Origin of the sequence: Photobacterium sp. WH24, from assembly GCF_019204055.1 — a bacterium.
In the GTDB taxonomy this organism is placed as follows: Bacteria; Pseudomonadota; Gammaproteobacteria; order Enterobacterales; family Vibrionaceae; genus Photobacterium; species Photobacterium arenosum.
This window is the reverse complement of record NZ_JAGSOZ010000001.1, coordinates 461,456-483,385: the sequence shown is the minus strand read 5'-3', so window position 1 is coordinate 483,385 and position 21,930 is coordinate 461,456. Positions and strand designations below refer to the sequence as shown.

General features: G+C 49.9%; 20 protein-coding genes, 1 riboswitch and 1 other annotated feature. Of the genes, 16 read left to right on the top strand and 4 right to left on the bottom strand.

Features of this window, described 5'->3' with window-relative positions; genetic code table 11:
• The first annotated feature begins 19 nt into the window (after positions 1-19).
• Together KCG43_RS02100 and KCG43_RS02095 are read left to right on the top strand one after the other, a co-directional pair.
• Positions 20-541 carry a VC2046/SO_2500 family protein gene (locus KCG43_RS02100; protein WP_192015244.1) on the top strand — a complete coding sequence of 174 codons (522 nt, stop codon included), beginning with the start codon at positions 20-22 and terminating at the stop codon, positions 539-541.
• A 246-nt stretch (positions 542-787) separates the two neighbouring features.
• Positions 788-1,477, top strand: coding sequence for an SDR family oxidoreductase (locus KCG43_RS02095; RefSeq protein WP_192015243.1), 690 nt, complete (start codon positions 788-790; stop codon positions 1,475-1,477).
• A 126-nt stretch (positions 1,478-1,603) separates the two neighbouring features.
• Here KCG43_RS02095 and adhE read toward each other — a convergent pair whose 3' ends face one another.
• The gene (gene adhE / locus KCG43_RS02090; protein ID WP_192015242.1) at positions 1,604-4,318 is read right to left on the bottom strand and encodes a bifunctional acetaldehyde-CoA/alcohol dehydrogenase; all 2,715 of its coding nucleotides are present in this window, start codon (positions 4,316-4,318) and stop codon (positions 1,604-1,606) included.
• Positions 4,319-4,966: 648 nt separating this feature from the next.
• Between adhE and KCG43_RS02085 the strand changes: the two genes are divergently transcribed.
• Entirely contained in the window at positions 4,967-5,815 is an 849-nt protein-coding gene (locus tag KCG43_RS02085; RefSeq protein WP_192015241.1) for an ion transporter, read from the top strand.
• 88 nt (positions 5,816-5,903) lie between these two features.
• Here KCG43_RS02085 and cysS read toward each other — a convergent pair whose 3' ends face one another.
• Positions 5,904-7,283 carry a cysteine--tRNA ligase gene (cysS, locus tag KCG43_RS02080; protein WP_192015240.1) on the bottom strand — a complete coding sequence of 460 codons (1,380 nt, stop codon included), beginning with the start codon at positions 7,281-7,283 and terminating at the stop codon, positions 5,904-5,906.
• A 243-nt stretch (positions 7,284-7,526) separates the two neighbouring features.
• Between cysS and KCG43_RS02075 the strand changes: the two genes are divergently transcribed.
• From KCG43_RS02075 to hisIE, 12 genes are all read left to right on the top strand, one after another.
• Positions 7,527-8,024, top strand: a complete 498-nt coding sequence (locus KCG43_RS02075; RefSeq protein ID WP_192015239.1) for a peptidylprolyl isomerase — start codon at positions 7,527-7,529, stop codon at positions 8,022-8,024.
• A gap of 47 nt (positions 8,025-8,071) precedes the next feature.
• On the top strand, positions 8,072-8,812 hold the full coding sequence (lpxH, locus tag KCG43_RS02070; protein WP_192015238.1) for a UDP-2,3-diacylglucosamine diphosphatase: 741 nt from the start codon (positions 8,072-8,074) through the stop codon (positions 8,810-8,812).
• A 299-nt stretch (positions 8,813-9,111) separates the two neighbouring features.
• Positions 9,112-10,326 carry an EAL and HDOD domain-containing protein gene (locus KCG43_RS02065; RefSeq protein WP_192015371.1) on the top strand — a complete coding sequence of 405 codons (1,215 nt, stop codon included), beginning with the start codon at positions 9,112-9,114 and terminating at the stop codon, positions 10,324-10,326.
• The gene (locus KCG43_RS02060) at positions 10,327-10,815 is read left to right on the top strand and encodes a YchJ family protein (RefSeq protein WP_218383015.1); all 489 of its coding nucleotides are present in this window, start codon (positions 10,327-10,329) and stop codon (positions 10,813-10,815) included.
• 156 nt (positions 10,816-10,971) lie between these two features.
• Positions 10,972-11,111 (top strand) — a sequence feature (His leader region).
• A 47-nt stretch (positions 11,112-11,158) separates the two neighbouring features.
• On the top strand, positions 11,159-12,055 hold the full coding sequence (gene hisG, locus KCG43_RS02055) for an ATP phosphoribosyltransferase (protein ID WP_192015236.1): 897 nt from the start codon (positions 11,159-11,161) through the stop codon (positions 12,053-12,055).
• A gap of 5 nt (positions 12,056-12,060) precedes the next feature.
• On the top strand, positions 12,061-13,377 hold the full coding sequence (gene hisD, locus KCG43_RS02050; protein WP_218383014.1) for a histidinol dehydrogenase: 1,317 nt from the start codon (positions 12,061-12,063) through the stop codon (positions 13,375-13,377).
• Position 13,378: 1 nt separating this feature from the next.
• Positions 13,379-14,434, top strand: coding sequence for a histidinol-phosphate transaminase (gene hisC / locus KCG43_RS02045; RefSeq protein WP_192015234.1), 1,056 nt, complete (start codon positions 13,379-13,381; stop codon positions 14,432-14,434).
• A gap of 17 nt (positions 14,435-14,451) precedes the next feature.
• Positions 14,452-15,522 carry a bifunctional histidinol-phosphatase/imidazoleglycerol-phosphate dehydratase HisB gene (gene hisB, locus KCG43_RS02040; protein ID WP_370630657.1) on the top strand — a complete coding sequence of 357 codons (1,071 nt, stop codon included), beginning with the start codon at positions 14,452-14,454 and terminating at the stop codon, positions 15,520-15,522.
• Positions 15,522-16,154 carry an imidazole glycerol phosphate synthase subunit HisH gene (gene hisH, locus KCG43_RS02035; protein WP_192015233.1) on the top strand — a complete coding sequence of 211 codons (633 nt, stop codon included), beginning with the start codon at positions 15,522-15,524 and terminating at the stop codon, positions 16,152-16,154. Before hisB ends, hisH begins: the two co-directional genes overlap by 1 nt.
• Before the next feature lie 17 nt (positions 16,155-16,171).
• Positions 16,172-16,906: a 1-(5-phosphoribosyl)-5-[(5-phosphoribosylamino)methylideneamino]imidazole-4-carboxamide isomerase gene (gene hisA / locus KCG43_RS02030; protein ID WP_218383013.1), complete on the top strand. Its 735-nt coding sequence runs from the start codon at positions 16,172-16,174 to the stop codon at positions 16,904-16,906.
• A gap of 13 nt (positions 16,907-16,919) precedes the next feature.
• Positions 16,920-17,693 carry an imidazole glycerol phosphate synthase subunit HisF gene (gene hisF / locus KCG43_RS02025; protein WP_218383010.1) on the top strand — a complete coding sequence of 258 codons (774 nt, stop codon included), beginning with the start codon at positions 16,920-16,922 and terminating at the stop codon, positions 17,691-17,693.
• Positions 17,690-18,322 carry a bifunctional phosphoribosyl-AMP cyclohydrolase/phosphoribosyl-ATP diphosphatase HisIE gene (gene hisIE / locus KCG43_RS02020; protein WP_218383006.1) on the top strand — a complete coding sequence of 211 codons (633 nt, stop codon included), beginning with the start codon at positions 17,690-17,692 and terminating at the stop codon, positions 18,320-18,322. The genes hisF and hisIE overlap by 4 nt, the downstream gene beginning before the upstream one ends.
• A gap of 79 nt (positions 18,323-18,401) precedes the next feature.
• On the opposite strand, the gene KCG43_RS02015 is transcribed toward hisIE, so the two are convergent.
• Positions 18,402-19,004 (bottom strand): thymidine kinase, encoded by a 603-nt coding sequence (locus KCG43_RS02015; protein ID WP_192015229.1) that lies wholly within the window; start codon positions 19,002-19,004, stop codon positions 18,402-18,404.
• A 187-nt stretch (positions 19,005-19,191) separates the two neighbouring features.
• Positions 19,192-20,778 (bottom strand): Na+/H+ antiporter NhaC family protein, encoded by a 1,587-nt coding sequence (locus tag KCG43_RS02010; RefSeq protein WP_218383004.1) that lies wholly within the window; start codon positions 20,776-20,778, stop codon positions 19,192-19,194.
• A 105-nt stretch (positions 20,779-20,883) separates the two neighbouring features.
• Positions 20,884-21,063, bottom strand: a riboswitch (Lysine riboswitch).
• A gap of 374 nt (positions 21,064-21,437) precedes the next feature.
• On the opposite strand from KCG43_RS02010, the gene KCG43_RS02005 reads away from it, so the two are divergent.
• Positions 21,438-21,830 (top strand): H-NS family nucleoid-associated regulatory protein, encoded by a 393-nt coding sequence (locus KCG43_RS02005; RefSeq protein ID WP_027253473.1) that lies wholly within the window; start codon positions 21,438-21,440, stop codon positions 21,828-21,830.
• Positions 21,831-21,930: the final 100 nt, after the last annotated feature.

Below are 21,930 nucleotides of genomic sequence, written 5' to 3'. Positions count from 1 at the left end.
TTAATTTCTGTCGGACTCCATGCAAATCCATACCATAGACAAAGCACAGCTTATCAGTGAAGTGCAGCTTGGTAACCAGCTCAACCGCGCGGTTGAGCAGGGGCGCCGATCTGACTTCGCACTGATGCTGGCTATGTTATCGCCGGATTATCTGGAAACCACGCCGACCGAAAAACCGCTGCCCCCTGCGACCACAGAAGAGCAGTTGCGCTCTTATTTCGAATTGCAAGACCCTGCCCCGCTGTCGACATCCGAGTTCTGCTATCCCCGTGGTGCAGAGCAGTCACGAGCGTTCCATTATGGCGGGCTTTCCGCAACCCGCTTACTCAGCTCGTTACAACCCATAGCAATAACGTTCCCCCCCCAGGACACTAAAGGTTTGCCTGAAGAGCTGTACCATAACCTGTCCGGGCATGAGCGCCGCCGCCTGCCTCCCACCCAGCCGGAACCGATCAAAGGGTCCCCGCAGGATCTCTACCTTAACCTTATCCGAGCCAAACGTTCCGCTGAAATGTATGGCGCCGTTGCTAAGGTCTGCTGATCACCATCACCTTTTCTTTTCGTTATTTTTCAGTCAATTAAGCAATTTTTCGCGACATCTCACAAAGTACTAAATTTCGTGACAAGCGTCATATGCCAAACAATTCAATGCCGCTTTACCTGCGTACTTAACTAAGATTTAACATTATCAGGGTGTTATTAGTTTATTGAATAGTGAAGGTGAGGATGGTTAAAGCCGTCATTGCTGTTACGACTTCTAGGTATCCACATATAGGAAGATTGCGCTATGAATATTGCAGACTCAGTTATTCTTATTACTGCTGCAGGCTGCCCATTAGGAAAAGCCGCATCGTTCCATTTCTCTTCATTAGGCGCACGGATAGCCCTGGTAGATACAGACAGTGAACGATTGCACATCAACCATCAGGAATGTTTAGCCAAAGGCAGCGAGTGCTATGCACTTTGTCTTTCCGATAATAAAGAAGCCACTATTGCCAGTGCCATTCATGCGGTACACGAGCAATACGGAAAAATCGATGTACTGATCAACTGTTGGCTGGGTGTCGATATTCCCATGCTCTTAACCCAGACCTCAGTTGAAGAATTCTGCCAGCTCATGACGGAAGGTACATCAGCGTTTCTTTCCTTTGGTAAACAGACCGCAAGCTACATGCGCGAACATCACCAGTCCGGTGTGATTATCAATTTAGCTGCTTGCCGGCCGGATAATCCCATACCTTTGAGCAGCAGTTCCAAAGCCATGCTGGCGGGCTTTACTCAAAGCTGGTCCAAAGAGCTGGCGCAGTACAAAATTCGTGTTGGTGGCGTTTTCCCGCTGATCTTTGATGAGCGGCATGATCTGCCACCCAGCACCCTACTCAGCCTGCCCATGCAGTATGAAATTGCCCGTAGTGCTGAGTACATAGTCTCGAACGACTATTTCAATGGCAGAATGATTGAAGCTGAAGTGGTCTGATCCCCTGTCACTGCAGCGAGTCCCGTCTTTGTCCTCGCAATCTACTAATGCCATAGGCCGTAATCTGCAAATGGTATAAAAAAACCCGCCAGATGGCGGGTTTTTGTTTCACTCAGCGATAGGCTATCAAGCCTTAGCCGCAACCTTCTTGCTTCGGGCCGCAGGAGCAGCCTGAATGACTTCCGCAGGTTTTTGATCTGCATTCTTCTTAATCACAGTCGTGCCTTCAAAGGTTTCGCCTTCGACATACGCCTTTCCGTAATAAGAAGCCAGTAGCACCTCTTTCAGCTCTGCAATCAGCGGATAACGCGGGTTCGCGCCGGTGCACTGATCATCAAAGGCTTCGACAGCCAGTTCATCCAGTTTCGCCAGGAAGTCAGATTCTGATACCCCTGCCGCCTGAATTGACTTAGGAATATCCAAATCGTCTTTCAGTGCATCCAGCCAGCTCAGCAAGCGCTCAATTTTCTGTGCGGTACGGTCACCGGGCTGAGAAAGGCCCAGGTGATCAGCCACTTCGGCATAGCGACGACGAGCTTGCGGGCGGTCGTACTGAGAGAAAGCCGTCTGCTTGGTTGGATTGTCGTTCGCGTTATAGCGCACCACATTCGCAATCAGCAAGGCATTTGCCAGACCATGTGGAATATGGAACTCAGCACCTATCTTGTGTGCCATAGAGTGACAGACGCCCAGGAACGCATTGGCAAAAGCAATACCGGCGATGGTTGCCGCGTTATGGACTTTCTCACGGGCAATCGGGTCTTTCGCACCGTTGGCATAGCTGGAAGGCAGGTATTGCTTGAGCAGTTGCAGTGCCTGCAATGCCTGGCCATCTGAATACTCGTTTGCCAGCACAGACACATAGGCTTCCAACGCATGGGTCACAGCGTCATAACCACCAAACGCAGTCAGTGATTTTGGCATGTTCATTACCAGATTGGCATCAACGATTGCCATCTGAGGTGTCAGCTCATAATCAGCCAGCGGGTATTTCGCGCCTGTTTCATCATCGGTGACGACCGCAAACGGCGTCACTTCAGACCCCGTCCCTGACGTGGTTGTAATACAAACCAACTCTGCTTTTTTACCCATTTTCGGGAATTTGTAGATACGTTTACGGATATCCATAAAGCGCATCGCCAGCTCTTCGAAGTGGGTATCCGGATGTTCATACATCACCCACATGATTTTCGCGGCGTCCATCGGTGAACCGCCACCCAGTGCAATGATCACATCAGGCTGGAAGCTCTTCATGGCTTCCGCACCTTTTTTGACGATCGTCAGTGTTGGATCGGCTTCCACATCGTAGAAAGCATGGACATCTATGCCCTGTGCTTTGAGCAGCGTCATCACTTCATCGGCATAGCCGTTGTTAAACAGGAAACGGTCGGTCACCAGAAAGGCACGTTTCTTATCTTCCAGATCCGTCAGCGCCACAGGCAGGCTGCCACGGCGGAAATAGATCGACTTAGGCAGTTTATGCCACAGCATATTTTCAGCTCGCTTCGCCACTGTTTTCTTGTTAATCAAATGTTTAGGCCCGACGTTTTCAGAGATAGAGTTCCCCCCCCAAGAACCGCAGCCTAAAGTCAAAGATGGTGCTATGTTGAAGTTGTACAGATCACCGATACCGCCGTGGGTGGTTGGGATGTTCACCAGAATACGCGCGGTTTTCAGCTTATCGCCAAAGTACTTAATGCGCTCTTCATTGACATCCTGGTTGGTATATAAACCCGAGGTATGACCAATACCGCCAAGGTCAACCATCTTACAGGCCATATCTACCGCATCTTCAAAGGTTTTGGCACGGAACATCCCCAGGGTTGGCGACAGTTTCTCATGGGCAAACTCTTCATCGATCGTGATGGCCTCGCCTTCACCAATCAGTACCTTGGTATCAGAAGGAACCGACACCCCTGCCATTTCAGCAATTTTTGTAGCAGGCTGGCCCACGATATTGGCGTTCAGATTACCTTCAATCAAAATCACTTTGCGGACTTTGTCGGCCTCTTCTTTGCTCAGCACATACCCTTTGTGGCTGGCAAAACGCGCCTTCACTTCGTCATAGATTTCATCCATTACGATTACGGCCTGCTCTGAGGCACACACCACGCCATTATCAAATGTCTTAGACATCAGCACAGATGCCACCGCACGTTTTACATCGGCCGTTTCGTCAATCACCACAGGCACATTACCTGCGCCGACGCCAATGGCCGGTTTGCCAGACGAGTAAGCCGCTTTCACCATGCCCGGACCACCGGTGGCCAGAATCAGGTTTAGGTCTGGGTGCTTCATCAGGGCATTGGACAACTCAACCGAAGGCTGATCGATCCAGCCAATGATATCTTTAGGTGCGCCAGCCGCGACGGCGGCATCCAATACCAGTTTCGCCGCAGCGTTGGTCGATTCTTTCGCCCGTGGGTGCGGAGAGAAAATAATACCGTTACGGGTTTTGAGTGAAATCAGAGATTTGAAGATAGCGGTTGAAGTTGGGTTTGTCGTCGGCACAATGCCGCAGATGATACCGACAGGCTCTGCGATGGTGATGGTGCCGAACTCATCGTTCTCCTCCAGAATGCCGCAGGTCTTTTCGTCTTTGTATTTGTTGTAAATAAATTCAGAGGCAAAGTGGTTTTTGATCACCTTGTCTTCAACGATCCCCATGCCAGACTCTTGTACGGCTTGCTGGGCCAGAGGAATACGGGCATTGTTTGCCGCCAGAGAGGCGGCACGGAAAATCTTGTCTACTTGCTCCTGCGAGTAGGTGGCAAAAATCTTCTGTGCTGCTTTTACACGGGCAACCATTGCATCGAGTTCTGCCAAATTCGTTACAGGCATAGTCAAACTCCTAACTTTAAGATTGAAAACTTTTTAGTAAGGATACGTCTCTGATTCCTTGCCATGAGAGCGCTTATCGCCGATTGAGCACACTTAGTAAATTGCTTTCAAAACTGATTTTATGACTTCATTGCCAGGTGGGGCTTGATCTGGATCATGCTAAACGCATACATCAGAAAGATGTCACCACTCATCAAAAACAAATAAAATCAATTATTTAAAAAGCAACTCAATTAGAATCATTCACAAAACAAATATTTAGACATGCCGCAACATGAAATTAATTTTCATATCGGTAATTTAATTCCCAAAAGTGACAACAGATTGGCTCCCCAAACGGCTACAGGCTCATACCCCATTCTGGGTAGTATTCACGCCACATAAAGCCTAATCCAGTAACGCTCAGAACGACAATGTCATTGAATGACTTTTTGACCACCAATAAGCATCTGAACACATATCATTGATAAATGAAGCCAGAATAGAAAACAAAAACAGTAAAATAGGTGCAGTAAGTCTTACCTTCCCCCTGCTGCTGTAAACCAAATAAGCTCTTACCGGCAGCAGGTACAAACAGCGCGGAAATGGCTCTGGCAAAGGCAGCAACTCTTAAGTATGCTTTATTTTTCAATCACTCAGATGTTAGTTATGTCCCACTCAACAAGAAAAGAAAGACTCTACATCACCATTTTTGGCACCCACACCCCGGCGGGCAAAGCATTTGATATCACATTAATTCTGACCATACTGGCATCGATTATTGTTCTGATGCTCGGGTCTGTCAGCCCGATAAGCCAGAAGTGGGGACAGCTGTTCTACCTGATGGAATGGGGGTTTACGCTGATCTTTACGCTCGAGTATCTGCTCAGGCTGTACTGCTCACCCAAGCCGGCTGCGTATGCCCGGAGTTTTTACGGCATTGTCGATTTTCTTGCCATCTTACCCACCTATCTGGTGTTTCTTTTTCCGGCCGCGCACTATCTGATGGTCATCCGGTTGCTGAGGGTAATGCGTATATTCCGGATCTTAAAACTGGTTAGGTATTTGCAGGATTCTAATTTACTGCTGAGGTCTTTATTACAATCCAGCCGCAAGATCCTGATCTTTTTCACTACTGTCGCAGTGCTGGTGACTGTATTTGGTTCACTCATGTTTGTGATTGAAGGACCAGAACATGGCTTTACCAGCATTCCTTACAGTATTTACTGGGCCATAGTGACCTTAACGACTGTGGGTTATGGTGACCTGGTACCTCAGACGGATCTCGGTAAAACGCTCGCCTCATTCACTATGCTGATGGGCTATTCCATCATCGCCGTTCCCACCGGCATTATCACTGCGGAGATTGGCCATCAGAGTCAGTTACACCGCACCCTGGTGAAGTGCATGAACTGCTCGCGGCCGGGCCATGAAACCGACGCCGTCTTCTGTAAGCATTGCGGCAGTGAACTCGCACATCCCGATGACAGGATCGTCTCAGCGCCTGCCACTAAATGATCCCAGAAAAACGAACACAATCCGCACGCACAAAAAAGCCCTCGCAAGAGGGCTTTTTCACTCAGCTGTCCAAGTGTCTGATAAACAGCTATTTACGACGCCAGATCGTACCTTGCGGACCATCCTCAAGAATGATTCCCATGGCGGTCAGCGTATCACGTGCGGCATCTGCAGCTGCCCAGTCTTTCGCAGCTCGGGCATCCAGACGTTGCTGGATCAGTGATTCAATCTCAGCCACATCGTCTGCCTTTGCACTGCTTTGCAGGAAGGTTTCAGGATCCTGCGCCAGCAATCCCAGTACTTCAGCCAGTGCGCGCAGTTGAGCGCCAAGTGCAGAAGCCGCCTTCAGATCTTCACCTTTCAGGCGATTAATCTCACGCGCCATATCAAACATCACAGAGTAAGCTTCAGGCGTGTTGAAGTCATCATCCATCGCCGTGGTAAAGCGCTCAATGAAGGCTTCACCACCCTGTGCGGCTACATCCGTATCCAGACCGCGCAGTGCCGTATACAGACGCTCCAGCGCAGAGCGTGCCTGCTTCAGGTTCTCTTCGCTGTAATTGAGCTGGCTGCGATAATGGCCAGACATCAGGAAATAACGAACCGTTTCAGCATCGTAATGCTCCAGCACATCACGAATGGTGAAAAAGTTACCCAGTGATTTGGACATCTTCTCACGATCAACCATCACCATACCGCTGTGCATCCAGGTATTCACATACTGGGTATCATGGGCACAGCAGGATTGCGCAATTTCATTTTCGTGATGCGGGAACTGAAGATCAGAGCCGCCGCCGTGAATGTCAAAATGATCGCCCAGAATGGCCGAGTTCATTGCAGAACATTCAATGTGCCAGCCCGGACGACCAGGTCCCCATGGTGATTCCCAGGTCGGCTCGCCCGGTTTGGACATTTTCCACAGCACGAAATCCAGTGGGCTGCGTTTTGCCGTTTCAATATCAACACGCGCACCGGCCTGCAGCTGTTCCAGATCCTGGCCAGACAACTTACCGTATTCGTCAAACTTACTGACTTCAAACATCACGTCGCCATTGTCTGCCACGTACGCGAAACCGCGTTCGATCAGACGTTCACACAGCGCAACAATTTCCGGAATGAATTTGGTCGCACGAGGCTCAATATCCGGACGCGCCATACCCAAGGCATCAAAATCGGCGTACATTTCGCCGATCAGACGTTCGGTCAGAGAGTCACAGCTTTCACCGTTTTCTGCCGCGCGTTTAATAATTTTATCGTCAATATCTGTGATATTACGGACAAATGTCAGATCATAGCCACTGTAACGCAAGTAGCGTGACACCACGTCGAATGCAACAAAGGTGCGGCCGTGGCCGATGTGACATAAATCGTAAATAGTAACCCCGCAGACGTACATGCCTATTTTGCCAGGCACTATGGGTTTAAATTCCTCTTTTTGTCTTGTCAGTGAGTTATAGATCTTTAACATGTCTGATAATTACTCATTTCGGGGGTTACGATTCAAAGGGCTGATTATACCCAAGTCGCCTCAAGATGCTAGGTTCAGCGCGATTGGCATGGTTAACGGGTGCAGTACCGATTTTACCAATCCCAACCCTCTTCTATAGTTATAGAATTAACTTGGTTCACCTGTATAAACTGTATTGACGCTTTGCCTTAGTTCGTTAGAATTCAGGGTTTAAAGCAATACACTCCAGTTAAGGATAAGCTCATGGTAACGCTTCACACCACTTTTGGTGATATTAAAATCCAGCTCAACACAGAAAAAGCTCCGGAAACCAGTGCGAACTTCCTGCAGTACTGCCGTGACGGTTTCTACAATGGTACGCTGTTTCACCGTGTGATTGACGGCTTCATGGTTCAGGGCGGCGGTATGGCGTCCGGCATGGTTGAAAAAGAAACCCGTGCACCAATCAAGAATGAAGCTAACAATGGTCTGAGCAACAAAACTGGCAGCATCGCGATGGCCCGCACCATGGAACCACATTCCGCAAGCTCTCAATTCTTCATCAACGTGAATGATAACAACTTCCTGGATTTCAAATCTGAAACACCAGATGGTTGGGGATACTGCGTATTTGGTGAAGTGGTTGAAGGTATGGATATCGTCAACAAGATCAAAGCGGTTGCGACAGGTAACTGGGGCTATGTCCATCAGGACGTGCCGGTTGAAGAAGTTGTCATCAATTCTGTTACCATCGAAGAATAATTCCCTGCCAAGGTGGCCGTTCATACCGGCCACCTGTCTCAATACTTATGACCATATGTTTTATAGCTGATTTGCACCTGAGTGCGGATCGCCCTGATATTACCGATTGTTTTCTGCACTTTATGTCAACCGAGGCAACCCAATGCGAAGCACTCTATGTGTTGGGCGATCTGTTTGAAATGTGGATTGGTGATGACGACGACAATGCCTTTCACCGCCAGATCAAATGTGCATTTAAAGCATTGACGGATTCCGGTGTGCCCTGTTTTTTCATTCATGGCAACCGTGATTTCCTGATCGGCAAGCAATTCAGCCGTGAAACGGGCGTCATGTTATTACCAGAGCACACTGTGATTGACCTGTACGGTACGCCAACGCTGATTTTGCATGGTGACACTTTGTGTACCCTGGATGAAAGCTATCAGCGTTACCGGAAAAAAGTCCATAATCCATTTATTCAATGGCTATTTTTGCGCCTACCGCTGGCATGGCGCCAGGCTGTTGGCCGCAAGATGCGCTCTGGCAGCAGTAGCAACAATCAGATGAAGTCCTATGACATCATGGATGTGACGCCACAAGCTGTCACTGATTTAATGTCAGAACACCAAGTGACCCATATGATTCATGGCCATACCCATCGCCCGGCCGTTCATGATTTAACCATTGATGGGCAGCAGGCCACCCGGACCGTGCTGGGTGACTGGTATGATCAGGGTTCCGTTCTGCTCTGCACAGCTGCCGGTTGCCAGCTGCAAATGCGCAGCTTCAGAATGGCTGACCAAAACTAGCGATACATACTCACACTCACACACAACCCGGTGATTCATAACCTGAGGCTGAATTCGGGTCGACACCGGGCATTACTTTTACTTATCAATCTTATCTTTTGGGCTTAAGATCACAAGCCGCGCAATTTCTCAGCGAAAGGTCACAACCAGTGGAAAATTCTACTGCTAATGTTACGCAACGGTGATAATTATTAGTAATATACTGGTTCACTCCTGTCATGCGGACTATTCACCAAAGAGAATCACTGGCAATGCAAGCCCTCGCCAACACAACGATAACCATAAACAGTGCTGATATCATGTATTCTTATCTTGCCCGGCAGCCCGTTTTAGATCGCGAAAAAACGACTATTGGCTACGAATTGCTCTTTCGCGACGGGCCCAAAAATTGTTTCCCGGATGTGCCGCCCGAAGAGGCAACAAATCGCTTGTTACTGAACAATTTCTTCTCTAACGGTTCAAACGATGTATGCAGCGGCAAACTCGCCTTTGTCAACTTTCCTGAAAAAAGCCTGCTTAAAGGTACACCTCTTCTTTTTCCATCCCATACTTTTGTAATTGAAGTGCTGGAAGACTGCACCCCCTCAGATACGCTTCTGGAAACGGTTAAAGACCTTTATCAGCGTGGCTACCAGATAGCACTGGACGATTTTAACCCGAGCGTAGAATGGAACCGGTTTTTGCCTTTCGTCCACATCATTAAATTTGATTTACAACTGACGCCTATTGATAAAGCGCGATTTTTTATTCGCCGCCACAAAGACAAGCCAATTCAGTTTCTGGCTGAAAAAGTGGAAACCTACGCCGAATTCAAAGAAGCCAAAGCGGCGGGATTTCATCTGTTTCAGGGGTATTTCTTCAGCAAGCCCGAAATGATGCAGCAAAAGACACTCAGCCCTTCGGCGCTGACGACGCTGAGGCTCTACCAGCAGATCTGTCAGGATGTGGTGAACTTTGATGAGGCGGAGGAGATCATTGCGACCGATTTGTCCTTATCGTACAAGTTATTACGCCATGTGAATGCCATCACCTCAAACCGTGCTGTGCCCATTTCCTCCTTCAAGCAGGCACTCATTTATCTGGGGGAAGAAAGGCTTCGCCGCTTTATCAGTTTTGTGGCAACCTCACACGTTACCCGTGACAAGCCGTCATCACTCTACTGCCTGTCTTTGCAACGGGCCCATCTGTGCGAACTGCTGGCCGCTGACATTTCCCCGAAATTAAATGGCAACCGTGCTTTTCTGACGGGGCTTTTCTCGATGCTGGATTCACTGCTTGATCAGCCGCTCGATGTGTTGATCCCTATGCTGCCGCTCGATATCAGCATTCAGGACGCCTTGATTCACCGCAGCGGAAAACTGGGATACCTGCTGTCACTGGTGTGCGCCTATGATCATGCCGATTGGGATCAGGTGGATAGCATGTGCTCTAAACTGGGTCTGGAGAGTGAACATGTTGCGAACCGCTACCTGGAATCTTTAGAATGGGTGACCAGCATAGAAGAACTGCAATAAATGATGACAAACACACAATTATGTCCTTGTGGCAGCCAGCAACCTTTATCCAGCTGCTGCCAGCTTGTCCACCAGAATCCATCAATGGCCCTGCATCCTGAACAGCTCATGCGCGCCCGATACAGCGCGCATGTTCTGGGACTGGTCGATTTTGTCGTCGCGACTTACCACCCCAGTTGTCAGGCAGAACAATATCGCGACGCCATCGCAGACTCCATCAATAGTGAATGGCTTGGGCTTGAGGTCGTCAGTAGCCAGATCGCCAGCGATACCCAAGGCTATGTCGAATTCAAAGCCTTTTACCGTGACGAAAACCAAGAATATTGCCTGCACGAAAAGTCACGATTTTTACGTGAAATGATCGGAAACAGCCCACAATGGTTCTATATCGACGGCGAGTATCCGGAAGCAACCGAACCGCTGAAAGTGGGCCGGAATGATCCCTGCACGTGCGGTAGCGGCAAGAAGTTTAAAAAATGCTGTATGTAAGCTAATCCCCGTGTGGCATTCAGCACAAAGAAATTTCCAAAATGTACTAATTAACTATTGCAAAACCGCCGTAGCTTGGTTAGTGTGAATAACAAGTCCACAGTCAATAATGATTTAGACAGAGTACATAATTATGCGTATCCAAATGGTAAACCTACACCACCATCATCATCCTGATTAGTCTTTCAGGAGGATACGCCTCACTCTGGAAGACGACAATTCGCCTCTTCCAGCGGTCGCTACATATAAGCAGCATTCAGACCCCCGGAAGAGAAATCTTCCGGGGGTTTTTCGTTTTAGCACTGAATTTAAAAGATAAATTAAGCATATAGGGAATGTCATCATGCAAACACAACGACTACGCATTGCTATCCAGAAGAAAGGACGACTGAGCACTGAATGTAAAGATCTCCTGAAGCGCTGCGGTGTAAAATTCAATCTGATCGGTGAGCGCCTTGTGGTTCACTGTGAAAACATGCCCATCGACCTGCTGCTGGTTCGTGATGATGACATTCCCGGCCTGATTATGGATGGTGTCGTTGATCTGGGCTTCATTGGTGAAAATGAACTGGAAGAAGTCGGGCTTGAGCGTGCGGCGCGGGGTGAACCCAGCCACTACGAGATGCTGCGTCGCCTGGATTTCGGTGGCTGCCGTCTGTCTATTGCGATTGATAAAGATGAGGAATACCTAGGTCCGCAAGATCTGCAAGGTAAGCGCATTGCCACTACCTATCCACAACTGGTGAAGCGCTACATGACAGAGCAGGGTGTGACATTCAGCACCTGCATGCTCAATGGCTCAGTCGAAGTTGCACCACGTGCCGGTCTGGCCGATGCCATCTGTGACCTGGTTTCCACCGGTGCGACACTCGAGGCCAACGGCCTGAAAGAAGTCGAAGTGATCCTGCAGTCTAAAGCGGTACTGATTCAGCGTTCTGGTGATTTCAGCGCCGACAAACAAGCGTTGATCGAGCGTCTGTTAACCCGTATGCAAGGTGTGATTCAGGCCAAAGAGTCGAAATACATCATGCTGCACGCACCGACTGAGTGCCTGGAACAAGTGACAGCCTTACTGCCTGGCGCGGAAGACCCTACCGTACTGCCGCTGTCTCACGACAAAAGCCGCGTCGCCGTTCACCTTGTCAGCTCAGAAAATCTGTTCTGGGAAACCATGGAACAACTGAAAGCGCTGGGCGCCAGCTCAATTCTCGTTCTGCCAATTGAGAAAATGATGGAGTAAGCACCATGAAGACGGTTGTATGGCAATCTCTGAGTGAACAGCAGCGTGAATCATTACTGCAACGCCCGGCCATCACAGCAGGCGAGAATGTGACGGCAATTGTCAAAGACATCATTACAGATGTTCGCGAACGCGGTGATGAGGCCTTGCTGGAGCTGGCAGAAAAATTCGATAAAGTCCGCCCGGAATCAATCAAAGTCAGCCAGGAAGAGATTCAGGCCGCCGCTGACAGACTGTCTGAGGACATGAAACAGGCACTGCAACAGGCATACGCCAACATCGCCAAGTTCCATAAAGCGCAAAAAACCAAGCCACTGCAGGTTGAAACACAACCCGGTGTTATCTGTGAGCAGGTCACCCGGCCCATTAATGCCGTGGGTCTGTACATTCCGGGAGGCAGCGCCCCCTTACCGTCGACTGTGTTGATGCTGGGCGTGCCGGCACAAATTGCCGGATGCCGGCGTGTGGTGCTTTGTTCGCCCCCGCCTATCGCCGATGAGATTCTGTATGTCGCCCAACTGTGCGGCATTACCGATGTCTACAATGCCGGTGGTGCGCAGGCTGTCGCCGCCATGGCATACGGCACCGAATCAGTATCCAGAGTCGACAAAATTTTCGGCCCCGGTAATGCGTTTGTTACCGAGGCCAAACGTCAGGTCAGCAATGATTTTAATGGCGCCGCCATTGACATGCCTGCCGGCCCGTCTGAAGTCATGGTCATTGCCGACAGTGGCGCTGATCCGGATTTTATCGCTGCTGATTTGCTCAGTCAGGCTGAGCACGGACCAGATTCACAGGTTGTGCTGGTTACCCCTGAGCCAAGTATTGCCGACCGCGTCGCTGACGCCATTGCAAAACAGCTCAGCAGTTTGTCCCGTGCCGATATTGCCCGCCAGGCACTCGGCTCGAGCCTGATGATCATTGCCGACAGCATCACTCAGTGCGTGTCTATCTCAAATCACTACGGACCTGAGCATCTGATTGTTCAGACCCGTAACCCGCGTGATTTAGTGCCTCTGCTGGATAACGCCGGCTCGATTTTCCTGGGGCACTGGTCGCCGGAATCCGTAGGCGATTACGCCTCAGGCACCAACCACGTATTGCCTACTTATGGTTATACCAAAACGTATTCCAGCCTGGGTCTGGCCGACTTTACCAAGCGTATGACGGTGCAGGAGCTCAGTGCCGATGGTCTGCTGGAACTGGCGCCGACGGTGGAAACCATGGCAACCGCAGAAGGTCTGGACGCACACCGCCGTGCCGTCAGCATCCGGGTAGAAAAAATCAAACAATCACGCTCATCGACGTTGAAAGAGGCTTAAGATGAACCCTGAATTACTGGCTCGTAAAACCGTTCGCGAACTCACGCCATACCAGTCTGCCCGCCGCCTTGGCGGCAGTGGTGACATCTGGCTGAATGCCAACGAGTCGCCGTTCGTCAATGAATACAAGATTCAGTGTGACCGCCTGAACCGCTACAGCTCCTGCCAGCCAGAAGCGCTGATTCAGGCCTATGCCGATTATGCGCGTGTCGATAAATCCCAGGTGCTGACTTCGCGTGGGGCTGACGAAGGCATTGAGTTGCTGGTCCGCACTTTCTGTGAGCCTAAGCAAGACAGCATTCTTTACTGCCCGCCGACTTACGGCATGTACAGCATCAGTGCCGAGACCTTTGATGTGGGGGTCAAGCAGGTACCGCTGACCGCTGACTGGCAGCTGGATTTACCTTCGATTGCCGATAACCTGGACGGCGTCAAACTGGTCTTTGTCTGCAGCCCTAACAACCCGACCGGCAACCTCATTCGCCGTGATGACATTATTACGCTGCTGAACATGACGCAAGACAAAGCCCTGGTGGTGATGGACGAAGCCTATATCGATTTCTGTCCGGAAGCTTCCACGGTTGATTTGCTGGCACAGTTCCCGAACCTGGTGATCCTGCGTACCCTGTCTAAAGCCTTTGCCCTGGCTGGCCTGCGTTGTGGCTTCACACTGGCCAACTCAGTGGTGATTGATTTGCTGCTGAAAGTGATAGCGCCTTACCCGGTACCTATCCCTGTGGCGGATATTGCGGTTCAGGCACTGTCGCCCGCCGGTCTGGCCAGAACCAAATTTCAGGTGCTCGATCTGAGCGCAAACCGGGCTTACCTGCAAGCTGGACTGGGTATGTTACCGGGTGTGACGGTATACGACGGCTATGGTAACTATCTGCTGGTACGTTTTCCTGACGGTGATGCCATGTTCAAAGCCCTGTGGGATAACGGCATTATTCTGCGCCGCTCTCCGATCGAGAACTGTATCCGTATCAGTATTGGCAGCCGGGATGAATGCGAGAAGACCCTGGCCTTCATCCGCACTCAGCTGGAAAAGATTTCGTAATTTGGAAGGATTCTATTGTGAGCAAGGAAAAAATTCTCTTTATTGATCGCGACGGCACTTTGATTGCCGAACCGCCGGTAGACTTCCAGGTCGATCGGCTGGACAAACTTGAGCTGGAGCCCTTCGTCATCCCTGCCCTGCTAAAACTGCAGGATGCAGGCTATAAACTGGTCATGGTGACCAATCAGGACGGACTGGGCACAGACAGTTACCCGCAGGCTGACTTTGATGCTCCGCACAATATGATGATGGCCATTTTCGAGTCTCAGGGAGTTCGCTTCGATGATGTGCTGATCTGCCCGCATTTTGAACACGACAACTGCAGTTGCCGCAAGCCCAAGCTCGGCCTGGTCAAAGACTACCTGCAACAAGGCCGTGTCGATTTTGCCACCTCTGCGGTTATCGGCGATCGCCAGACCGATCTGCAACTGGCCGGCAACATGGCTATCCGGGGTATCCAGTACCAGCGTGAAAGCCTGAACTGGCAGCAGATAGTGGCCGATCTCACCACCCGTCCCCGCATTGCCGAAGTGGTCCGCAAGACCAAAGAAACCGACATCAGAGTGAAGGTCAATCTGGATCAGTCCGGCGGCAACGTGATTCAGACCGGTCTGGGCTTTTTCGATCACATGCTGGATCAGATTGCGACTCACGGCGGCTTCCAGCTCATCCTGACAGTGGATGGCGACCTGCACATTGATGACCACCACAGTGTGGAAGACACCGCACTGGCACTGGGCCAGGCGCTGAAAGAAGCGCTGGGCGACAAACGCGGCATCGGCCGCTTTGGCTTCAGTCTGCCAATGGACGAATGCCTGGCTCAGTGTGCGCTGGACTTATCCGGCCGCCCCTATCTGAAATTCGATGCCAAGTTCAGCCGTGAAAACGTCGGTGATCTGTCAACGGAAATGGTCCCGCACTTCTTCCGCTCCCTGACCGATACACTGGCCTGCACGCTGCACCTTTCTTCCGATGGCAACAACGATCACCACATCGTTGAAAGCCTGTTTAAAGCCTTTGGCCGTACCTTGCGCCAGGCCATTAAAGTGGAAGGCAACGAGCTGCCGAGCAGTAAAGGGGTGCTGTAATGACTGATTCAACTCAGAAAGTTGTCATCATTGATACAGGGTGCGCCAACGTGTCATCCGTGCGATTTGCCATTGAGCGTTTGGGTTATCAAGTGACCGTCAGCCGGGATCCTGAGATTGTACTGGCGGCAGATAAACTCTTCCTGCCCGGTGTAGGGACCGCCAGCGAGGCTATGAAAAACCTGGCCGAGCGCGACCTAATCACACTGGTAAGCCAGGTCGACAAACCCTTGCTGGGTATCTGTCTGGGCATGCAGCTGCTGGGTGACTACTCAGAAGAACAAGGCCTGAATGGTACAGAACGCGTGCCCTGTCTGAAGCTTTGTCCGGCACCGGTGCAGAAAATGCGCACCGGTGAGCTGCCCTTACCGCACATGGGATGGAATACCATTACTCCGGAAGAGGGCCACCCATTATTTAACGGCATCCCTGCTGGCAGTTATTTCTATTTCGTCCACAGCTACGCCATGCCGGCGTTTAACACCGAGCAAGGCAGAACGATAGCCAGCTGTGAATACGGCCAGCCATTTACTGCCGCAGTGCAAAGCGGTAATTACTACGGTGTGCAGTTTCACCCTGAACGTTCCGGTAAAACCGGTGCACAACTGATTCAAAACTTTCTCGATATGTAGGACGACAAGGACTGGTTATGATTATTCCCGCACTCGATTTAATAGATGGCCAGGTCGTCCGCCTGTTTCAGGGCGATTACGGTCAGGTAACCGAGTATAAAGTAAACCCCGCAGAACAGTTTGCGCTGTATCATCAGGCAGGGGCTGACTGGCTGCACCTGGTTGATCTGACCGGCGCGAAAGACACCTCTGCTCGCCAGCTCGATTTAATCCGTGCCCTGCTGGCCAGCACGCCTGCCAATATCCAGATTGGAGGCGGCGTTCGCAGCGAGCAAGATGTTGCCGACTTACTGAATGCCGGCGCGCAGCGTGTTGTGATTGGTTCAACCGCGGTTAAACAACCGGAAGTTGTTAAGGCTTGGATGGAAAAATACGGCCCGGAGCGCATCGTACTGGCGCTGGACGTCAACATCGATGACAACGGCCAGCGCAAAGTGGCCGTCTCCGGCTGGCAGGAAGATTCAGGCGTCACCATTGAAGCCCTGATTGAAGACTTCCGCACCGTGGGCCTTAAACATGTTCTGTGTACGGATATCTCCCGCGACGGCACGCTGGCTGGCTCTAATGTCGATTTGTACCGCGACTTATGTGCGCAATACCCAGACGTTCAGTTCCAGTCATCCGGCGGTATCGGATCACTGGATGACATTGCTGCACTGAAAGGCTCAGGCGTTGCCGGCGTGATTGTCGGCCGTGCCCTGCTGGACGGTAAATTTACCGCAGAGCAGGCATTTGCCTGCTGGAACGAGTGACAAGGAGCCTGACATGTTAGCAAAACGCATTATTCCCTGCCTGGATGTCCGTGACGGCCAGGTCGTTAAGGGTGTCCAGTTCCGAAATCACGAAATTATCGGTGACATCGTTCCGCTGGCAAAACGCTACGCGGAAGAAGGGGCCGATGAGTTAGTTTTCTACGATATCACAGCGTCCAGCGATGGCCGTGTCGTTGACAAAAGCTGGGTCGAACGTGTCGCTGAAGTCATCGATATTCCGTTCTGTGTCGCGGGCGGTATTAAATCAGCCGACGATGCCCAGCAAATACTGCAATTTGGCGCGGATAAAATTTCTATCAATTCGCCGGCGTTAGCCAACCCTGCGCTGATCACTGAGCTGGCAGATAAATTCGGTGTGCAGTGTATTGTGGTGGGTATCGATTCTTACTTTGATGCCAAAACCGGTCAGTATCAGGTTTACCAGTTCACCGGTGATGAAAGCCGCACCCAGGTCACCCAGTGGCAAACCGCTGACTGGATTGAGGAAGTGCAGCGCCGCGGGGCAGGTGAAATCGTATTGAACATGATGAACCAGGATGGTGTTCGTCAGGGCTATGATCTGACTCAGCTGAATCTGGTTCGTGACATTTGCAAAGTGCCGCTTATTGCCTCCGGCGGCGCCGGTGAAATGGCGCATTTTGCCGATGCCTTTACTATCGCCGGAGTTGACGGCGCCCTCGCCGCTTCGGTTTTCCACAAGCAAATCATTAACATTGGCGAACTCAAGCAATACCTCAAACAACAACAGGTGGAGATCCGACTATGAGCCTGAGCAGTGAAATTAATTGGGACAAGGTCGACGGTCTGGTCCCCGCCGTAGTGCAGGACAGCCGCAGCGGCCAGGTACTGATGCTGGGCTACATGAATGATGAAGCCCTCAGCAAAACGCTGGATACCCGGCAGGTGACTTTCTGGTCACGCAGCAAACAACGTCTTTGGACTAAAGGCGAGACATCCAGCAATGTGCTGCAACTCAAACAAATTCAGCTCGACTGTGATCAGGACACCCTCCTGGTCAGCGCCGAGCCTGTTGGCCCCACCTGCCATCTCGGTACAACCACCTGTTTCGACAAGGGCAGCACAGACAGCGGAGACACTGCCACCGCCCCCGATCTGGTGTTTCTTCACCGACTGGAGCAAGTGCTGGCAGCCCGCAAAGGCGCCGATCCTGAGTCCTCTTACACCGCCAGCCTTTACGCTCGTGGCACCAAACGGATTTCGCAGAAGGTGGGCGAAGAAGGCGTTGAAGTCGCGCTTGCGGCAACGGCGGGTGACAAAGAGGAGGTAATTTCCGAATCAGCCGACCTGATGTATCACCTGATAGTGTTACTTCAGGATCAGGGTCTGAGCCTGTCTGATGTGATTGCCAAACTGCAGGAAAGGCATAAAGGCTAAAGCCTGCGACAAACCCCATTAAAAAGGAAGCTTCAGCAGCTTCCTTTTTTATTTCATTTCCATTATTACGCTGGCTTTATCAGGCGCTTTTCGCCGCCTGACGAGCTTGACCCATCGCTTCTTTATAATGCTTCCGGCAAACTGATACGTATCTGTCATTACCACCGATTTCAACCTGATCGCCATCCGCAATGGCTTTACCTGACGCATCATGGCGAATCACCATGTTCGCTTTTCGGCCGCAATGACAAACGGTTTTCAGTTCGACCAGTTTATCGGCCCAGGCCAGCAGGTACTGACTACCTTCAAACAGCTCACCACGAAAATCGGTACGCAAGCCATAGCAAAGCACAGGAATATCCAGTTTATCGACCACTTCAGTCAACTGGTGAACCTGATCTTTCGTCAGGAACTGGCATTCATCCATTAACACGCAATCCACTCGTGACAAGCTGTTCATCTGAGACAGCTTATCCCACAGGTTATCTTCCGGGCTATACAGTTCAGCCTCTTCAGACAGACCAATTCTGGAACTGACCTTACCCTGACCAAACCGGTTATCAATGGCTGCGGTAAAAATTACCGGCGACATGCCGCGTTCACGATAGTTAAAAGACGACTGCAACAGCGTCGTCGACTTCCCGGCATTCATCGCCGAGTAATAAAAATACATTTGCGCCATCAGGCTTTCCGCATCACTCTGAATATCGCAAGATGCTACCGAAGAAGAATGCGAATTGGAAGTCTGGCTCCCGGCTTCATGCGGTGAGACCACTTTACGATGAATTACTGTACACAGAGATAAAAAAACCGGCTCAGTGCAGACTAAGCCGGTTCAGTGCCATCTTTCTACGATGGCTAAGCTGCTCTTACGCGCCTTTCAGCGGGCGTTTGGCAATCCAGGCAAGGGATACACAAACCAGTAAGAAAGCGACTGTCGCAGCCACAAAAGACACCGCCAGAGATTCTGTCATCCCTAACACGGTAAAGCCTACCGCAGAAACGAGTGCAACGGACAATGCGTAAGGCAACTGTGTCGACACATGGTCAATGTGATTACAGCGTGCCCCCGTTGAAGACAATATGGTGGTGTCTGAAATAGGTGAACAGTGATCGCCAAAAACAGAACCAGCCAGTACCGCACTGAGCATAGGCAGAATCAGGCTGATGTCAGTTGCCGCAGCCAGATCGCCGGCTATCGGCAACATAATACCAAAGGTGCCCCAGGACGTACCGGTCGAGAAAGCCATAATACCGGCCAGCAGAAACAGAATCACAGGCAACCAGACAGGGTTAATATTGCCCTGAACCAAAGTCGACAGGAATTTACCTGTTGCCATATCGCTGATTATGCTACCGATTGTCCAGGCAAAAAACAGAATAAGAATGGCACCGAACATGGATTTCGCACCAATCCATAAAGCATGCGCAATGTGCTTTACCGGAATAGCCTGGCGTCCAACGGCAACCAGTGCCGATAATAACCCCAGCAGACCGCCGTAACACAAAGAGGCCCCAACATCGGTAGACTCAAATGCGCCAAGAATAGAAAACGGTTTACCGTCAGCCTGCAAACTCTGATTACCGGTGTAGATCATGAAGAATAATGTGGCTGCCACCAGTACCAGAATAGGAATAATGAGATCGCCCACTTTTCCATTTTCACTTTCTTCTATTTCAAGTTCGTCATTCAAATCTTTGGCTTCGGCATGAACTTCTTCATTGTCAAACCCGCGAGCATGACTGGCCTGAACTTCATGCTTCTTCATCAAACCAACATCTAATTGGAACCAGGCAACAACAAATACCATCAGCAGCGCGAACACAGCGTAAAAATTCATAGGTGCCAATTGCATGAAGGCGCTTAACGCAGAATATTCAGTCACACCATGTGAAACCAAAATACCCCCCACCACTGTAATGATATATGCCCCCCAACTGGATGCAGGCATCAGTACACACATAGGTGCGGCAGTGGAGTCCAGAATATAAGCCAGTTTTGAGCGGGAAACATAAAAGCGGTCGGTGACTGGCCGGGAAATCGAACCAACCGCCAAGCTGTTGAAATAATCATCAACAAAAATAAACACGCCAAGAAAAGCCGCTAAAAGTTTTGCACCGCGTTTACTTTTAATCTTAGTTTGCGCCCATTGTGCAAAAGCACGCGTACCACCAGAGAGCGTCAGTAATGCTGTGGTCATGCCTAATAAAAGCAAGAAAGCAACAATACTCATATTCCAGGTATTGATGCTGTCACCATCTATAAACAGCCCTTCAATTTTGTTTCTCAAATAAGAGACAGTATTGAACATACTGAAATCAGTCAGCAATAACGCACCGATCAAAATGCCAATACCCAGCGAGATAAGCACTCGTCGAGTAAGAATAGCAAGGCTTAACGCCACGAGTGGCGGTAAAATGGAAATGGAGGATTGGGAAAAATCTACTAGGTTCATGATCTCTACTACAACCGATCGTGGTTGGAGATCTACTGTTAAACACGGTACCGATGTCAACCGTGATGGGAAGCGATATAGGAAAGAGACTGATGCCCCTCCCGACCCCACAGTAGCGCTCCATAGTTAATTGTAAGTTACTATGGCAGTGTTGTCCCTTTCAGTGACAACCCCAGCAAGGTGATTTGACAGACCAGCCTTACTTCGGCATTAGCTCCTTTCACTGACGTTCCTCGGGGTCACCTCCCGCCAGTTACTGATAGATAATGCACCTCTACCCTTAGTCAAGGAATCGCGTATTCTACTTTTTGTTATCTGATTTGCAACTACAGAAAGCCAATATCTGCTACTTTGAGTTAATACTACTGCACTAATCTTCTGTATTTACTTACATTTGCGCCCAAAACGCACTGTAAATGAATATGAAATTATTAGCATTACAGCAAGTTAAAATATTCGTACTCCCCCATTTTATTAACAAGCAAAAAAACGAATGGTGCCGCCTTTCATTGTTCAAAGATAAAGTTCAAGTATAAAAAACCGCCTGATTAATAATGCAAACTAACAATTTTATTTGGCAGTTGGGTTTAAAAAGTATTACTATTGCAGATATAAAGTGATTCACTAATAATTAGTATAACGCCAACAGGAAATTTGAAATGTCTGATGCAATGAAAGCGCTATTAAACCTTCGTAGTCTTCGTGCACTTGCTCGTGAATATTCACTGGAGCAACTGAAAGAAGCCCTGGAAAAACTTCAGACCGTGGTTGATGAACGTGAAGAATCAGAAGCGGAAGAAATTGCGAAAGAAAAAGAGCGCGAAGAAAAACTGAAGCAATACCGAGATATGCTACTGGCTGATGGTATTGATCCTGAAGAACTGATGGCAAACATTGGTAAAGCAAAAACCAAGCGTGCAGCTCGCCCGCCTAAATACAAGTTCATCGATGAAAACGGTGAAGAGAAAACCTGGACAGGCCAAGGCCGCACGCCAAGCGCTCTTAAAAAAGCACTGGATGAAGGTAAATCTCTGGACGACTTCAAGCTTTGATCAAACAAGGTTGATCAAGACCAGATCAAAAAACCCGGCATTGCTGCCGGGTTTTTTATTATTCGCAATTAATAACGCATATCGTTTTTTGTTCAGCTAA

Coding starts and splice junctions, on each gene's coding strand:
- KCG43_RS02100 (WP_192015244.1), top strand. CDS start 20: ATGCAAATCCATACCATAGACAAAGCACAGCTTATCAGTGAAGTGCAG.
- KCG43_RS02095 (WP_192015243.1), top strand. CDS start 788: ATGAATATTGCAGACTCAGTTATTCTTATTACTGCTGCAGGCTGCCCA.
- adhE (WP_192015242.1), bottom strand. CDS start 4,318: ATGCCTGTAACGAATTTGGCAGAACTCGATGCAATGGTTGCCCGTGTA.
- KCG43_RS02085 (WP_192015241.1), top strand. CDS start 4,967: ATGTCCCACTCAACAAGAAAAGAAAGACTCTACATCACCATTTTTGGC.
- cysS (WP_192015240.1), bottom strand. CDS start 7,283: ATGTTAAAGATCTATAACTCACTGACAAGACAAAAAGAGGAATTTAAA.
- KCG43_RS02075 (WP_192015239.1), top strand. CDS start 7,527: ATGGTAACGCTTCACACCACTTTTGGTGATATTAAAATCCAGCTCAAC.
- lpxH (WP_192015238.1), top strand. CDS start 8,072: ATGACCATATGTTTTATAGCTGATTTGCACCTGAGTGCGGATCGCCCT.
- KCG43_RS02065 (WP_192015371.1), top strand. CDS start 9,112: ATGTATTCTTATCTTGCCCGGCAGCCCGTTTTAGATCGCGAAAAAACG.
- KCG43_RS02060 (WP_218383015.1), top strand. CDS start 10,327: ATGATGACAAACACACAATTATGTCCTTGTGGCAGCCAGCAACCTTTA.
- hisG (WP_192015236.1), top strand. CDS start 11,159: ATGCAAACACAACGACTACGCATTGCTATCCAGAAGAAAGGACGACTG.
- hisD (WP_218383014.1), top strand. CDS start 12,061: ATGAAGACGGTTGTATGGCAATCTCTGAGTGAACAGCAGCGTGAATCA.
- hisC (WP_192015234.1), top strand. CDS start 13,379: ATGAACCCTGAATTACTGGCTCGTAAAACCGTTCGCGAACTCACGCCA.
- hisH (WP_192015233.1), top strand. CDS start 15,522: ATGACTGATTCAACTCAGAAAGTTGTCATCATTGATACAGGGTGCGCC.
- hisA (WP_218383013.1), top strand. CDS start 16,172: ATGATTATTCCCGCACTCGATTTAATAGATGGCCAGGTCGTCCGCCTG.
- hisF (WP_218383010.1), top strand. CDS start 16,920: ATGTTAGCAAAACGCATTATTCCCTGCCTGGATGTCCGTGACGGCCAG.
- hisIE (WP_218383006.1), top strand. CDS start 17,690: ATGAGCCTGAGCAGTGAAATTAATTGGGACAAGGTCGACGGTCTGGTC.
- KCG43_RS02015 (WP_192015229.1), bottom strand. CDS start 19,004: ATGGCGCAAATGTATTTTTATTACTCGGCGATGAATGCCGGGAAGTCG.
- KCG43_RS02010 (WP_218383004.1), bottom strand. CDS start 20,778: ATGAACCTAGTAGATTTTTCCCAATCCTCCATTTCCATTTTACCGCCA.
- KCG43_RS02005 (WP_027253473.1), top strand. CDS start 21,438: ATGTCTGATGCAATGAAAGCGCTATTAAACCTTCGTAGTCTTCGTGCA.